The following is a 14,601-nucleotide window of genomic DNA, read 5'->3' as shown; positions in this document are numbered from 1 at the left end:
CCCGGTTAAACACTCACATTCACTTTAGCGGCGCGGCTTGCAGCATCCACCGTATTGCGAAGCAGCATCGTAATCGTCATCGGTCCCACACAGCCCGGCACCGGTGTGATCGCGCTTGCTATTTCTTTTACCGCTTCGAAATCAACGTCGCCTGTCAGCTTACCGTCAGCAGGACGATTCATCCCCACATCGATGACTACAGCGCCTGGTTTTACGTGATTAGCTTTGATTAAATGCGCTTTACCTACGGCAACAACAAGAATATCAGCTTGCTTCGTGATTTCTTCCATATTCGGAGTACGTGAATGAACAATAGAAACCGTTGCATGCTCGCGCAGCAATAACATAGCCATTGGTTTTCCAACAATATTGCTTCTTCCAACGACAACCGCGTGTTTGCCAGCGATTTCTACGCCTGTGCGTTTCAAGATTTCGATAACCCCGTGAGGCGTACAAGGCTTCATACCGTCTTTACCGATCATTAAATTCCCAACATTCACGGGGTGAAAACAATCCACGTCCTTCAGTGGGTCGATTTCATCTACAACCGCTTCTTCATCAATATGTTTAGGCAGGGGTGATTGTACTAGAATGCCGTTAATTTTGTTGTCGCTATTAAATTTGTGAATGAGTGCGATTAATTCTTGCTGAGTCGTAGCTTCGGGCAGACGGTGTACTTCCGAATAAATGCCTACGTCGTCGCATGCTTTTGCTTTATTTCGAACATACACTTGCGAAGCCGGGTCTTCCCCTACAATCACAACGACAAGACCTGGTTGATGGCCACTCGCTGTAAGTGCTGCAGCATCCGCCCGAATTTCCTCACGAATAGAACTTACCAATTCTTTTCCATTAATAACTTGACCAGACATGTTTTTTCCCCCTAAAAATGTTGTGAACATCATCTTCGTAAGCTGTTAAGTTAAGTTGGTGTGACCTTACTTTTCAAATCCTCGACTTCCTTGATCATTTTACCAAGAACACCGTTGACGAATTTTCCGGACTCGTCTGTGCCATAATGCTTTGCCAAATCAATGGCTTCATTCACGACAACTTTCGGCGGAACATCGTCTCGGTAGAGCATTTCGTAGACAGCCAGACGCAGCACTTCACGATCAATGCGTGACAGCCTGTCCATGGCCCAGCCTTTCAAATACTCTTCAAGCAGCTCATCAATGCGAACTTTGTTGCTATATGTCCCTTCAACCAGTTCCAAAATGTAAGCTGAATTAATTTTGTCCCCCTTAATGTCCAATTGCGTTTCATTGTCATTTTCCGCTTCATGAACGGCGATTTGGACAGCTTCCTGAGGAGCAGCCTCATTCATCTGGATTTGGTATAAACTTTGTACAGCAAGCTCTCGTGCAACTCTGCGTTTCATTTTGTTCCTCCTAAGAGTTTTGCTTTAGCAAAACTGTCTTCGTAAGCGTAAACTTTGAGTTTTGCTTCAGCAAAACCGTTTTCGTCCTTTTTAAGCTCTTTTTGTTAGTATACGTCATAATGGAGCCAATCCAAACAAAAAAATCCATGGATGTACCAGGGATTTTAGCGAAACATTCTCCATTTTTGCGTGAGATAGCGCCAAATGTCTTCAAGCATGACGAAACTTTCCTTGCGATCCAGTTTGTTCCCAATATAAAATCCGACCAGAACAATGAATCCAAAGATCAGCATATCCCAGAATCCAAAAAATAAATAAATGAAGCCGAAGAAAATGCCTGCTGCCACTCCGATCACTTTGCCCCTATGGGACTCCCACAATTCGTTCCACATGAGTGGGTTCACCTCTATTCGACTCGGCTTTTAAACGTTGGGGCTGATTGCACGATATTTGCTACGAATACGGTTACGGAAGCTACGGGAATGCCGGTAATGTCCTCTATGTAACTTTTCACAGTACTTTGCATCTCTTCTGTGAGTTCAGGAATCGAGCTTTCCCCATCCACCACAGTTCTGAGCGTAATTTCAAGTCCTGATTGATTTACTCTTACACGTGCGCGCAGATCCTTGGCACCTTTCGAACGACCAGCAGCCTTCAAAGATAAATTCTCGACGGTTTCCATAGAAATGCGAATATCGCCAAAATCCGTGCGTTGATCAATCGATGGCGCTTGAGCGCGGCCGCGGCGAAGCGTTAGAATGAGAAACCGAACAGAAATTAGCAGCATAACCAAGCTGATAACGATGGCCGGATATGCGTAGTTCTTCTCGTAATAGAAATTACGTAACAGTTGACCTACTTGTTCTAATGGGATCCAGCTCGATGCTGTGAACAATACAAGGATAGATGCAACGAAAATAATTAGGCTATAGAGAAGCAGCAAGAGCCTGTCCACAATTTTACCCACGTAAGCTTGTCCCCTTCCTATAGTTAGAGGAAACCCCCTGCATGCTGTAGGGGGTTTCAATGATCCATATGGATGCAGCAATTCCGCCTTATTTCACTCGACCAGCAGCTGCTGTTTCTTCTTCAACCGGTTTCTCTGCCTGTTTAAAATGAACATCATGAATATGAACATTAACCTCAACGACGCTAAGTCCAGTCATTGATTCGATTGCGTGCTTCACATTCTGTTGAATGGCGCTGGCAACCTCAGGAATGCGATTCCCATATTCGATAATGATGGAGACGTCAATGGCAGCTTCACGTTGTCCGACTTCTACCTTTACGCCTTTGGACAAGTTCTTGCGTCCAAGCAATTCAGCAATGCCGCCAGCAAGTCCACCGCTCATCCCCGCTACTCCTTGCACTTCCACCGTTGCCAAACCGGCAATGATTTCAATAACTTCGGGGGCAATTTGGATGCTGCCCATGTCTGTTTTGACGTAATCCGGAGCGATTGTGCTCATTGTGGCACCTCCTAAGAATTTTTGGATAAGCCATCCTTAATTTATAACTATACCATTTTGCCAAAAATATGACAAATGATTATCTATGAATCTGCATCGTTCACATCGTGCTCTTCCAGGAATTTAATATCATGGTCGCCTTTGATGAACTTCTTGTGTTCAAGCAGTTTCAGATGAAAAGGAATCGTTGTGTTAACACCGTCAACGGCAAATTCCGTGAGCGCTCTTTTCATGCGGGCAATTGCTTCATCGCGCGTACTTCCCCAGACGATTAGTTTGGCGATCATAGAATCATAGTGCGGAGGAATCGTATAGCCCGAATAAACGGCACTATCTACGCGAACCCCGAATCCACCAGGAGGCAAGTAGAATTTCACTTGGCCTGCCGAAGGCATGAAGTTCCGGTTCGGATCTTCCGCGTTTACACGGCATTCGATCGCCCAGCCATTGATACGAACATCATCTTGCGAGAAGGATAACGGATTGCCTTCAGCAACGCTAATCATCTCTTGGATAATGTCGATACCGGTAATCATTTCGGTTACAGGATGCTCGACTTGAATTCTCGTATTCATTTCCATGAAGTAGAAATTACCGTCAGGTCCAAGTAGGAACTCCAATGTTCCTGCGCCTGAATAATTAACAGCCAGTGCTGCGCGAACGGCTGCTTGCCCCATCGCTGCACGCGTTTCAGGCGTCAGGATCGGACAAGGTGCTTCTTCTACGAGCTTCTGTCTACGGCGCTGTACGGAGCAATCACGCTCACCCAAGTGAACGACGTTGCCATGTTTGTCCGCTAAAATTTGAATCTCAACATGCTTCATGCCCGTCAAATATTTTTCCAAATAAATACCGGCGTTGCCGAAAGCATTTTGCGCTTCTTGCTGCGCAGCCGTAATTTGGGAGACAAGCGTCTCTTCATTTTCGGCAATACGAATCCCTTTACCGCCGCCGCCGGCTGTCGCCTTAATGATAACCGGATACCCGATATCTCTTGCGATGACGATTGCGTCTTCTACGTTTTCAACCAATCCGTCAGAACCTGGAATGATTGGTACGCGCGCGTCTTTCATCGTTTGCTTGGCAACCGCCTTGTCGCCCATACGGCTAATGGCGTCAGGTGAAGGACCGATAAACGTAATGTTGCAGCTTTCGCAAATTTCTGCGAAGTCGGCGTTTTCCGCTAAAAATCCATAACCGGGATGAATGGCATCACATTCTGTTAGTGTTGCAACACTCATCAGGTTCGTGAAGTTCAAGTAGCTGTCCTTGGACGCAGTCGGACCAATACAATAGGCTTCGTCAGCAAGTCGCACATGCAGCGCTTCACGATCTGCTTCCGAATATACAGCCACCGTATAAATGCCCAACTCACGGCAAGCTCGGATAATACGAACAGCTATTTCTCCTCGGTTCGCTATTAGGATTTTATGAAATTTCATTAATTTTCCTCCTAAGAGTTTTCCGTTAGCAAAATACTAACTTACTCCGGTCTGACCAAAAATAAAGGTTGTCCGTACTCAACAAGTTGACCGTTTTCAACGAGTACTTCAACGATTTCACCTTTGATTTCAGCTTCAATCTCATTCATCAATTTCATAGCTTCAACGATGCACACAACCGTTTTATCGCCTACTTTTTGACCAACACTTGCGAAAGGAGCAGCGCCAGGAGAAGCAGACTGATAGAAAGTTCCTACCATCGGTGAGACGATCTTATGTAAAGATGAGTCCTCTTGCTTAGCATGTCCAGTAGTCGCAGGTACAGAAGTTTCCAAAGCTGCAGCCGGTGCTGCATGAGGAACACTTGCTTGACCAATCGGAGCATATGTGTGTTGAACTGGTGCTGTTACGTATACAGGCTCTGATTTATTCGGCTTGCGAATCGACAGGCGAGCACCTTCATTTTCAATTTCAAGTTCTTGTAAAGAGGATTGATCGACGAGTTTGATTAACTCTTTGATTTCACTCAATTTGAACATTCATGTCACTCCTTCAAAGTTGGTGAACCAGTAAAAAATGCGGTTTCATAGCCGCAACGTATGTATTATACCCATAAACGCAAGAAATGGAAAGAGTCCAGTTTTACCTGGACCCTTTCCTGTACCCTCCCTTGCCGTCTTGACAGCTCTTTTAAACTATGGACGCACGTATTGAATTTTGATGTTTTCCGGAGCAGCACCAAGCTCTTTGACAACCATATCAACGATGGTAACCCCTTGGCTTTTCTCCAATTTATCACTTTGAACGGTCACTTTCCATTTGTTTCCTTCTTGATTAACGATGGCTTGAGGGAAGTCTTTCATCAGCACATCTTGCAGATTTTCAACTTTTTCTTGAACATCTGTCAATTTGGATAAATCATTCGTTGCTTTCGCTACAGCTTCAGGTGTTTTTTTCGTGTCAATGATGATTTCCATTAGATCGGAAGAAGCTTTGGCAAAATATTCACTTTGTTTCATTTGCTCATTCGTGAAGTAGTCGCTTGCCGACGTTGTTTTCGCTTGTTCTTCCATTTGTTTCAGCACTTGATCGTCCGTTTTCACATTTGCTTTTGCGTCCGTTTTCACGTCTGTTTTAGCATCTGTTTTCACATCTGTTTTTGCATCGGTTTTAACATCCGTTTTCGCGTCTGTCTTAACGTCTGTTTTTGTTGAATTTTGCGGCGTTGTTGCTTTCGTGTCGACCTTTGTATCTGTGCCAGTAGTTGCTTTTACGTCTGTTTTTGCTGCATTTGCCGTGTCAACCTGAGCCATATCAATCTTCACTTCTTGGCTCTGCTTCGTCGTATCCGTCGATGCCAGATCGAGTTTATTCACATCCTCGGTGAACAAGTAGTACGCGGAGAGCACCACCATCAAGCTAAGCATAGATACGAGCCAAATTGTTTGTCTTTTTGCGTTCATTGTATTTTCCTCCTCAATTTTGATTACGTATTGGATTTATTCACCGGTTTTCCGGGGTAAAATGGAGATGCGATTCAATGGGACATCAAGCCCGCGCTCAACGGCTTCCGAAATCATTTTCTTCACCGTCAGATTCTCAGCGCCCTTCGCGACAACGATGACCCCTCTGATCTTAGGTTTGATATATTTGAGCACAAGCGGCTTCTGGTCGCCTGACACTTGATAGATAACCACTTCCCCGCTTCGCGTGACCTGGGAAATATTCCGAGTCGCTCCGCCATTGTCGCGTTCTGTCGTCATTTGCTGGTTATCATTGTAATTTTTGTCGACGGTCAATTCCTCCGTTGACTCAATGGTGACCAGGACTTCAACATCGCCAACACCAACGATTTTTTGTAAAATATCTTTGAGCTGCGACTGATACGCCAGTTCATATTCGTGAAAGCTCGAGTTTTCCTTGGATGTATTATTGAGAAATGTTTCTTTACTGGGAGGCGGAGAGGCTCTGCCCGCAGTGATGGGATCAACCTCTTTTACAGTCATAAATGCATTCATAATCATCAGCGCCGCTCCCATAAGTCCGATCATGATGACCCATAGGAGTGTGTTCTTGCGTTTCGGCCCTCCCGGACCTCCGCCGAATTTGTTCTCCATCCATTGCAGCAATGTTCCCATCGATTCACCTCGCAATCCTTCCATTCCTTTGTTCAACTTGGATATCAATGCGTTCAGGCTCAACCAGCCAATTGCGCGTAATGCCTTGTTTCAGTCGTTCAACCTCCTGCTCGTAAGGGGCTGATGCCTGAGCCGATGCTGCCATCTCTTTCTCATTCGCTTTAATCCTTATCGGATCAATAGGCTTGACCGGTTCCATAGCAGCAATACTTTTGGACCCGGCAGTAGGACTTGATTTGCTGTTGACTTCTATATCATCAAGGGTGACCCTGACTTTCGTAATGGCAGGTTTCCCGTTATTGTCTATTTGCGCGACGACCTGAACGTCATGAACGGTTAGGTCCGTCTGTTTCTGAATGTCCTCTTTCATCAGTCCGGCAAGCTGGGTCTGGATCATCTGCTGTGATTGCTCTTGGCCCGCAGCCTGAAGCTTTTGGGCATCCTTCGTAATCACATCGAGTGATTTCATCCAGGAACTTCCTCCACTTCCGCTAGCAAGCATCGTCTTTTCGTTTTGCTGCTTTTCGGCTTGGCTTAGCAATTGATCCACATCCCAATCTTTCTGAAATAACTGCAAGACGGGCGTTAAAAGTGTTAGTAGGATGAATAAGCTCATGACGGTTTTTACATAGCGCTGCATGGTGTTGCTGGGGAGCAGAAGATCAACGAAGGTAGCCAGCATGATGACCATGATGACCGTTTTCAGCCATCCGCCTAACCAGTCCATATCGAATCTCCTTTCACCGCATCATCACCGAGACGTTACTGATCGTAATCATGATCGTTAGAGCCAGAAAGAACATTAAACTCACAGCTGCCAGGGCAGCGAAAACGTAGATCAAGCTTTTGCCTATCGTCTGCAAGCAAGCGATGATCGGGCTGTCTCCCAAGGGCTGCATAACCGCTGCGGACAAGTTGTAGATAAAAGCCAGGGTAAGAATCTTGATCGCCGGGAACGCGCAAAGCATGATCAGAATGACAACGCCGACAAGTCCGATCGCATTTTTTACGAGCAAGGATGCGCCTATGACCGTCTCCGTTGCATCGGAGAATAAACGCCCTACCACGGGAACAAAGTTGCCTGTGATGTATTTGGCTGTTCGGATGGCTACGCCATCTCGCACCGCTCCGGCAGTCCCTTGAATCGAAATCACGCCGAGGAAAACAGTGACGAAAACCCCGAGCATGCTAAGGCTGATTGTGCGAAGCAGATTGGCCAGCTGGGTGACTTTGTATTTGTCACTTAGCGAACTCACGATGTGCAGAATGGCCGAGAAGAACAATAACGGAAAAACAAAAACATAAATCGCTGTGCCCACCGAGTGAATCATGAAAACGATAAGCGGATGCAAGATGGCTACTGAGGTTACATTTCCCATAGAAGCTAGCAGTGTTAGAAGCAAAGGCATGATTGCGATCATGAATTCTATCATCGATGTGATTGCAGTTTTGGCATATCCGATTGCTACGCTGAAGGAATTGATCGCGATAATAATCAAGACCATGTAGGTAATGGAATAGCCGAGCTTACTTACCGTGTTTCTTTCGAATGAACTCTGCAGCGTTTCGAGAATCATGCTGAAAATCGTTAGAATCACAATGGAAGCGAGCAGCTTGCCGTTAATGATGATTTCATGGAAAACATAGCGTAAGAGTCCTTTGAAAATGCTTTTCATACTAATGCCCTTCGTGCCGAGGAGCAGTTCCATGAAGGTTGGCGTCTTGCTTTCGGGGAAGTAGCCGCCGTAATCTTTCATGAGCTTATCCCAATATTGCTCGACAGGCTCCGTATTCAGATGTTCCGCTTGCTCCTTGATGATGGCGTCTGTCGGTGATTCTGCGGCCGTGAAGTTCGACATGCCAAGCCATAAGGCCATTGTCATGATGAACAAGATGATCCAGCGGTTGTTCAGCTTCTGGCGCGAATAAAGCAGGTTCATTTGAGTCACTCCTAAATGGATCATCTAAGCAGGGAGCAGCTTAACGACAGTCTCGATGATGACGGTAATGATCGGAATCGCCATTACCATAATGAGCACTTTCCCAGAGAGTTCGATCTTGGAGGCGATGGATTCTTGTCCGGCATCGCGCACAATTTGTGCACCGAACTCAGCAATGTAGGCAACTCCGATGATTTTCAGGATCGTTTTAAGAAACACCATATTGATATTTGATTTTTGCGCTAAATCTTCAAGCACCTGGATGACACTGGAGATTTTGCCGATCAGAAACAAGAAAATCATGATGCCTGTAAAGGCCGCCAGCAAGAACGCAAACATGGGTTTCTGCTCCTTGATGATGAGCGTTAGTATCGTAACGATGAGCCCCAGGCCTACAATCTGGATGATTTCCATACGGCGCACCTCATTGGAATAAGAAGATCGTTTTGATTTCTTTAAACAAATGATCGAGCATGCTGACAACCATGAAGAGCACGACCACGAAGCCAATGACCGTGACCCAGTGTGCCATATCCTCTTTCCCCATCTGCTTGAGCACCGAATGGATCATCGCAATGATGATACCGATGCCGGCAATCTGGAAAATGGCATTCACATCTACGTTCATTCCAGGCACCTCACTCTGTTGACAAGGAACTTCTGCATAGGGTAAGTTCCTCGCTTCCCTTAATACATCAAAATTACGATTAGTGCTCCGATAAGGACGCCCAGGCTTTTCCACATTTTCTCGTAGCGGCGTTGATCTTCCCTAGACTCGGTCTCTTCTGCCTGAAGCTGTGAAATGGCTAGCCGCAAGTGCTTGATTTGATCACTGCGATCCGTCACGCCTAGTACAGACCCGAGCTGCAGGACAACCTCTTGCTCGGCTTGCTTCATCGATGTTCTTCCCCATACATCCTTAACGCTTCTATGCCAAATGTCACGAGTCGATGTACCGTCGCTCGCCAGCAATCGCTCCGATGTTAATCGAAACAAGGAGGACAGCGGTTCAGCAACTTGTTTGCCAAGAGAGGAGAAGGCTTCGGGCAATGGTGTAACTGCGTATGTGATTTCTGTTTCCATGCGTCCCAGCGCCGAAATCAGCATCCGGATTTGTTTAGGTCGCCTAACGTAATGAGCGGCTTGCAGAAAACCATACAAGGTGGCGGCACTGATAATGAGCACTCCGCCAACGAATTTCAGCATCTTTCATCATCCTTTACGTGCAGGATAGTGTTCCAATGGCTTACCCGACCGATCCAGTATGCGATAGGCAGCAGGCTCGCCTTTTCTTCGATGCAGGATGACATATCTCGTAAATACACCCTCTTCCAAAAGCTGCTTCAGAACAGGCCTCATTCGCACATCCTCATAATCGGCACCGTGCGCGGTTGCAACGACGCGAATCCCCGTATGGACAGCCTCGTGTATCGCTCCGGCATCTTCTGGCCGGCCGATTTCATCGACGACCAGCACATCCGGCGATAAGGATCGGATCATCATCATCATGCCTTCCGCTTTTGGGCAGCCGTCCATGACGTCTGTTCTCGGTCCCAGATCGAATCTGGGCACTCCCCTGACACAAGCCGCCAATTCCGAGCGTTCATCGACTACGCCTACCTTCTTGCCAGTCATCCCCAGGCTGTTCACGCCCCACTCTCCGCGGCTGATGAGCCTGGCCATGTCACGGACCAGGGTTGTCTTCCCTTGCTGCGGCGGCGAGATCACGAGCGTGTGATGGACACTTCTCCGAATGGGGTCGAAGAGATGCGGCAGTACTTGCCTGCCTACCCCTTGAATCTCACGAGCAATTCGGATGTTAAACGAGCTAACATCGCGAATCTGCTTAACATCCCCTTGATCTAATACCGTGCGCCCGGCTAGTCCGACGCGATGACCGCCGGCAATAGTGATATACCCTCTCCGCAGCTCTTCTTCATGGGTGTACATGGAATGGTTCGTCAGCATCTCAAGCAAGGTCAGGCAATCTTGTCGGGTTGGCTTGTACGCCCGATCTTCCCCAGTCACCAATTGGCCTCTCTCATCAACGAAAGCGTACCCGTCCCCCCAGATCAGCTCGAAGGGGCGCGATTCTCTCACCCTGATTTCCTCAACGCTAGCTTGTACGTCCGGCGGCAAAGATGAGAGTAGTATCCGAAGCGTCTGAGGAAGAATGTGCATGATTGTGTCGTGCATAACGAAACATCCCTCCAAGTTGTCCAGTCTTCTATATTCATTTCTATGCTTAATAGAAAGAAATATGACCGATTACTTTTTTAAAATACCAATGAATAGACAGCTTACTCCCGCAATCACCCAGAGCATCTTCCCATAGGAAAGCTTCTCTGCTATCCCTACCAAACCTATCGTCGTAGTAGCTAGTAGTACTAGAGGACCTACTAGAGCAAGCGTAGAGTTCACTAGCAGCGCTTTCTCCACGGTCGCCAATCTCAGCATCACGATCGCCGCTATGATCTCTATGCTCCCTGACATCAGCCTCAGCGACGCCATCGCTAGGACAATTTTGTTCATGTTTTCTTCTCCTTTCGTAAAAAGAAACAGCTTTTTTTGAACCGCACTGCACCAAAGTAGCTCGCGGAGCATTGATATAAAAGGCCGGAAGAGCGACTTTTGTAAAACTGTTCCTACCGCATAAGAACCTATCTAATAAATGGAACAGTTTTACAATGGAGCCTGGAGGTTTTTATATCAATGCGGAGCACGCCAGCCTAGTTTATTGGTCGGTGCGGTTCAACGACAGCTCACTCTTTTTACCCTACCTTATGCGGGCTCGTCTGATTTTAGGCATAGTGGGCACCACCATTTGCCCAGATGCATATGCTGTACACATAATTGAACCTTCGAAGGACAGTGAGGAGAAATACCGATGGAAGTTACCTCTTATTTGAACTGGAATCCCGTTCTGGCCGACCCCACAGGACAAAGGCAGGCCAAACCCAGAACGCTGGGTAAAACAATGGTAATGGATAAAGGCCTAGGGCCAAATGCATTTGAAGATTTGCTTACCGCGGGCAGCAATCATGTGGATTTGATCAAACTCGGCTTCGGCACATCTCCTCTATATCCGCAGCAAGTGCTGAAAAGCAAAATTAACGCCGCCAAAGAAAATGGCATTTGCATCTATCCGGGAGGAACTTTTCTCGAAGTTGCGATCACACAGCACGCAGTGGATTCCTATTTCGATATGATTGTCGCACTCGGATTTAACGGTGTTGAAATATCCAATGGCACCATTGATTTCGACCGTAAGCTTAGAAATGAGTTGATCGCGCGCGGGCTAGACGAAGGACTAGAGGTTGTTACCGAATATGGTAAAAAGGGCTGGGGTTCTGCCATCGAATTAGAGGAATTAATCGAAACCGTTATGTTAGACACCGAATTCGGAGCTTCCCTAGTAACGATTGAAGCTCGTGAATCCGGGATGGGTGTCGGAATTTTTGATTCACAGGGAAAATGTAAGGATGAGGAAGTTGGGCAAGTGCTCTCCGCCGTTCCCGGACAGCGGCTTCTATGGGAGGCTCCGCTCAAAAGTCAACAGGTGCACTTGATTAGCATGCTTGGAGCAGATATCCACTTGGGCAATATCTCGCCGGATGAGCTTATTGCTTTGGAAGCATTGCGCAGAGGACTGCGTTCCGATACGTTGTCCTTAGGTACCAGAAAGGAATAAATGATGCATATCGAGGTTGTCGCCAACATCGGCGAAGCAAGAAGTGACGATTTTCTTCATAAAACCGTCATCGTCGTTGATGTTATCCGTGCAACTAGCACGATCATCACCGCATTGATTAACGGATGCAAAGCCATCGTTCCAGTGGATACCGTTCTGAGGGCCAAAGAACTGCAGCAAGAGGGTGATCTGCTTGGAGGGGAACGCTTTTGCAAGAAAATTCCCGGTTTCGATTTCGGTAACTCACCTTTGGAATATACCAAGGAAGCTGTACAGGGCAAACGTGTGATCCTGACGACAACGAATGGCACAAGAGGCATTCAAAAAGCGATAAAAGCCGATCAAGTGCTGGCAGGTTCTTTTTTAAATAGTAAAGCTTGTGCAGCGGCCGCGATTGCTTTCAAGAGGGACACTGTTATTCTTTGCGCAGGGACACAAGACGTCTTCTCCCTAGAGGATGGACTTTGTGCTGGGCATATTCTTGAGGAACTAATCCTGGCTTTAGGCGAGAAACAGATAGCGACCAATGATTTCGGCTTAGCTATGCGAGGATGTTTTTTGCAAGCCCAAAAAACCTTATACGATACACTGCTGTCCTCCACGAATGGAAAAAAAATGTGCAAGTCCGGTTTTCAGGCGGATATTGAAGCCTGTGCCAAAACAAATATCACGGATCAAGTGCCGGTCCTTGAACGTGATCAAATGGTGCTGTTGGGGACTTCAGGGCGTCCTGCGTTCTAAATACAAGCCCCTCTCATAAACTAAGATGGAAAGTTATGAGGGTGAGGGGTTTTGATGATGAATGGCAATATAATCTTAGTTACACTCATTGTTATTGGACTCATAGGCCGTTCTCCGATTATTACAACTGCTTCTTGCATGCTGCTTGCCTTGAAACTGGTCGGATTAATGCGGTTTTTCCCTGCTATGGAGCGCAGAGGCTTGGAACTGGGTTTGCTTTTTCTGACCATTGGCGTCCTTGTGCCATTTGCGAGTGAACGAATCTCGATGAAGGACATCATGTCGGTATTTACCTCTTGGCCGGGAATCATCGCTTTGCTTGGGGGAGCGATTGCAACGTATATGAACGGAAAAGGGTTGGAGCTATTAAAAATAGACCCACAATTAATTGTGGGTCTTGTCATTGGTTCCATTTTTGGCATTATCTTTTTGCGGGGGATTCCGGTCGGCCCTTTGATGGCTGCCGGAATCACAGCTTTTTTATTAAAAGTCGCTTATTTTATATCCGATAAATTCAGTTGAGAACTGGGATTATCTGCGATCTTGCGGTCCGCCAACGAAGGCTTGCTCCGTTGTGTCCAAGCCGTAAGCCGTGTGCAGAGATTGGATCACTTCCGTCAAGTTCGAGTTCTCGATGACGCAAGAAACTTTAATCTCGGACGTGCTGACCAGCGAGATGGAGATGCCCAGGTCAGAAATCACTTTAAACATCGTAGCAGCAACCCCAGGCGTACTAACCATGCCGGCGCCAACGATGGATACTTTCACCATGTTCACTTCGGAAGTTACTTCACGGAAGCCGATTTCACCGCGGATGGATTCAATCGCATCCAAAGCTTTTTCGCGGTCAGCAAGCGTCGTTGTGAATGAGAAATCCGCTGATCCATTGAGTACACCACTTTGTACAATGATATCTACATCGACTTGAACCTCGGCAAGCGCCATGAATACTTTTGCCAGCTGACCCGGTTTCTCAGGTACACCTAGAATACTAACTCTTGCCACATTCTTGTCATAGGCGATGCCACGGACAACGATTCCTTGCTCCATCACTGCTTCCTCCTTCACGTTGGTACCTTCATTGTTAGTAAAGCTGGAACGTACCACCAAGGTAACGTTATAGTTTTTGGCATATTCCACTGCTCTTGGATGAAGTACAGCAGCTCCCAAATTCGCAAGCTCCAGCATCTCATCGTAAGAAATTTCATTCAGTTTTCTTGCTACTTTCACAATGCGCGGATCCGTTGAGTAAATACCATCTACGTCGGTATAAATCTCACAAAGATCTGCTTTGATTGCAGCAGCAAGAGCAACGGCCGTTGTATCGGAACCGCCGCGGCCAAGCGTCGTAATCTCTCCAGCTTCCGTCATACCTTGGAAACCGGCTACAATCACGACATTGCCTTGTTCGAGCGCATTCAGAACGCGCGCTGGCTGAATATCCGTGATTCTCGCTTTTCCGTGCACATCTTCCGTGAAAATCCCGCTCTGCCAACCGGTGTAAGAAACCGCTTGTTCCCCTAAATTATGTATCGCCATCGATAAGAGGGCTACAGAAACCTGCTCTCCTGTCGTTAAGAGCATATCCATTTCACGAGCCGGTGGGGCTCCATCGTAAATTTGCTTAGACAGGTCGATAAGATCGTCCGTTGTATCTCCCATCGCAGATACGACAACAACGCAGCTGTGACCTGCTTGCTTTCGCTCAACGATTCTTTTTGCAACACGTTTCATTCGCTCCGCATCACCGACAGAGCTTCCGCCAAATTTCATCACTATTAGAGACAAAGCTGACCCAC

Annotated in this window: 20 protein-coding genes; 3 read left to right on the top strand and 17 right to left on the bottom strand. The window is 46.9% G+C overall.

Annotated elements, in window-relative coordinates:
- Positions 1-5: 5 nt before the first annotated feature.
- From folD to PCH02S_RS02335, 16 genes are all read right to left on the bottom strand, one after another.
- A complete protein-coding gene (folD, locus tag PCH02S_RS02410) occupies positions 6-872 on the bottom strand; it encodes a bifunctional methylenetetrahydrofolate dehydrogenase/methenyltetrahydrofolate cyclohydrolase FolD (protein ID WP_127449655.1) in 867 nt (288 codons plus the stop codon).
- Between the two features lie 50 nt (positions 873-922).
- Complete coding sequence (gene nusB / locus PCH02S_RS02405; RefSeq protein ID WP_127449653.1) at positions 923-1,381, bottom strand: transcription antitermination factor NusB; 459 nt, start codon at positions 1,379-1,381, stop codon at positions 923-925.
- Positions 1,382-1,545: 164 nt separating this feature from the next.
- Positions 1,546-1,773 (bottom strand): DUF2273 domain-containing protein, encoded by a 228-nt coding sequence (locus tag PCH02S_RS02400; protein ID WP_127449651.1) that lies wholly within the window; start codon positions 1,771-1,773, stop codon positions 1,546-1,548.
- Between the two features lie 14 nt (positions 1,774-1,787).
- Positions 1,788-2,348, bottom strand: coding sequence for an alkaline shock response membrane anchor protein AmaP (gene amaP, locus PCH02S_RS02395; RefSeq protein WP_127449649.1), 561 nt, complete (start codon positions 2,346-2,348; stop codon positions 1,788-1,790).
- A gap of 88 nt (positions 2,349-2,436) precedes the next feature.
- A complete protein-coding gene (locus PCH02S_RS02390; RefSeq protein ID WP_127449647.1) occupies positions 2,437-2,850 on the bottom strand; it encodes an Asp23/Gls24 family envelope stress response protein in 414 nt (137 codons plus the stop codon).
- 83 nt (positions 2,851-2,933) lie between these two features.
- Positions 2,934-4,292 (bottom strand): acetyl-CoA carboxylase biotin carboxylase subunit, encoded by a 1,359-nt coding sequence (gene accC, locus PCH02S_RS02385; RefSeq protein WP_127449645.1) that lies wholly within the window; start codon positions 4,290-4,292, stop codon positions 2,934-2,936.
- A 41-nt stretch (positions 4,293-4,333) separates the two neighbouring features.
- On the bottom strand, positions 4,334-4,831 hold the full coding sequence (gene accB, locus PCH02S_RS02380) for an acetyl-CoA carboxylase biotin carboxyl carrier protein (protein ID WP_127449643.1): 498 nt from the start codon (positions 4,829-4,831) through the stop codon (positions 4,334-4,336).
- A 156-nt stretch (positions 4,832-4,987) separates the two neighbouring features.
- On the bottom strand, positions 4,988-5,755 hold the full coding sequence (locus PCH02S_RS02375; protein ID WP_127449641.1) for a SpoIIIAH-like family protein: 768 nt from the start codon (positions 5,753-5,755) through the stop codon (positions 4,988-4,990).
- Positions 5,756-5,791: 36 nt separating this feature from the next.
- The gene (spoIIIAG, locus tag PCH02S_RS02370; RefSeq protein ID WP_127449639.1) at positions 5,792-6,430 is read right to left on the bottom strand and encodes a stage III sporulation protein AG; all 639 of its coding nucleotides are present in this window, start codon (positions 6,428-6,430) and stop codon (positions 5,792-5,794) included.
- A 4-nt stretch (positions 6,431-6,434) separates the two neighbouring features.
- Positions 6,435-7,157 carry a stage III sporulation protein AF gene (spoIIIAF, locus tag PCH02S_RS02365; protein ID WP_127449637.1) on the bottom strand — a complete coding sequence of 241 codons (723 nt, stop codon included), beginning with the start codon at positions 7,155-7,157 and terminating at the stop codon, positions 6,435-6,437.
- A 13-nt stretch (positions 7,158-7,170) separates the two neighbouring features.
- The gene (gene spoIIIAE, locus PCH02S_RS02360) at positions 7,171-8,370 is read right to left on the bottom strand and encodes a stage III sporulation protein AE (RefSeq protein WP_127449635.1); all 1,200 of its coding nucleotides are present in this window, start codon (positions 8,368-8,370) and stop codon (positions 7,171-7,173) included.
- Between the two features lie 24 nt (positions 8,371-8,394).
- A complete protein-coding gene (spoIIIAD, locus tag PCH02S_RS02355) occupies positions 8,395-8,784 on the bottom strand; it encodes a stage III sporulation protein AD (RefSeq protein ID WP_127449633.1) in 390 nt (129 codons plus the stop codon).
- Between the two features lie 10 nt (positions 8,785-8,794).
- Positions 8,795-8,998, bottom strand: coding sequence for a stage III sporulation protein AC (spoIIIAC, locus tag PCH02S_RS02350; protein WP_029197158.1), 204 nt, complete (start codon positions 8,996-8,998; stop codon positions 8,795-8,797).
- A gap of 59 nt (positions 8,999-9,057) precedes the next feature.
- Positions 9,058-9,576: a stage III sporulation protein SpoIIIAB gene (gene spoIIIAB / locus PCH02S_RS02345; RefSeq protein WP_127449631.1), complete on the bottom strand. Its 519-nt coding sequence runs from the start codon at positions 9,574-9,576 to the stop codon at positions 9,058-9,060.
- Between the two features lie 6 nt (positions 9,577-9,582).
- Positions 9,583-10,566: a stage III sporulation protein AA gene (spoIIIAA, locus tag PCH02S_RS02340; protein ID WP_127449629.1), complete on the bottom strand. Its 984-nt coding sequence runs from the start codon at positions 10,564-10,566 to the stop codon at positions 9,583-9,585.
- A gap of 72 nt (positions 10,567-10,638) precedes the next feature.
- On the bottom strand, positions 10,639-10,902 hold the full coding sequence (locus tag PCH02S_RS02335; RefSeq protein WP_127449627.1) for a YqhV family protein: 264 nt from the start codon (positions 10,900-10,902) through the stop codon (positions 10,639-10,641).
- Positions 10,903-11,257: 355 nt separating this feature from the next.
- On the opposite strand from PCH02S_RS02335, the gene comA reads away from it, so the two are divergent.
- The 3 genes from comA to PCH02S_RS02320 are packed head-to-tail and all read left to right on the top strand — an operon-like array spanning position 11,258 to position 13,324.
- Positions 11,258-12,061 carry a phosphosulfolactate synthase gene (gene comA, locus PCH02S_RS02330; RefSeq protein ID WP_127449625.1) on the top strand — a complete coding sequence of 268 codons (804 nt, stop codon included), beginning with the start codon at positions 11,258-11,260 and terminating at the stop codon, positions 12,059-12,061.
- Positions 12,062-12,802, top strand: a complete 741-nt coding sequence (locus PCH02S_RS02325) for a 2-phosphosulfolactate phosphatase (RefSeq protein WP_246068916.1) — start codon at positions 12,062-12,064, stop codon at positions 12,800-12,802.
- A gap of 57 nt (positions 12,803-12,859) precedes the next feature.
- On the top strand, positions 12,860-13,324 hold the full coding sequence (locus PCH02S_RS02320) for a DUF441 domain-containing protein (protein WP_127449623.1): 465 nt from the start codon (positions 12,860-12,862) through the stop codon (positions 13,322-13,324).
- A gap of 9 nt (positions 13,325-13,333) precedes the next feature.
- On the opposite strand, the gene PCH02S_RS02315 is transcribed toward PCH02S_RS02320, so the two are convergent.
- Positions 13,334-14,590 (bottom strand): aspartate kinase, encoded by a 1,257-nt coding sequence (locus tag PCH02S_RS02315; protein ID WP_127449621.1) that lies wholly within the window; start codon positions 14,588-14,590, stop codon positions 13,334-13,336.
- Positions 14,591-14,601 lie beyond the last annotated feature (11 nt).

The sequence above is a fragment of the Paenibacillus chondroitinus NBRC 15376 genome (genome assembly GCF_004000765.1).
GTDB lineage: Bacteria > Bacillota > Bacilli > Paenibacillales > NBRC-103111 > Paenibacillus_E > Paenibacillus_E chondroitinus.
Note: the sequence above shows the minus strand (reverse complement) of the source record. Positions and strands in the feature narration are given on the sequence as shown.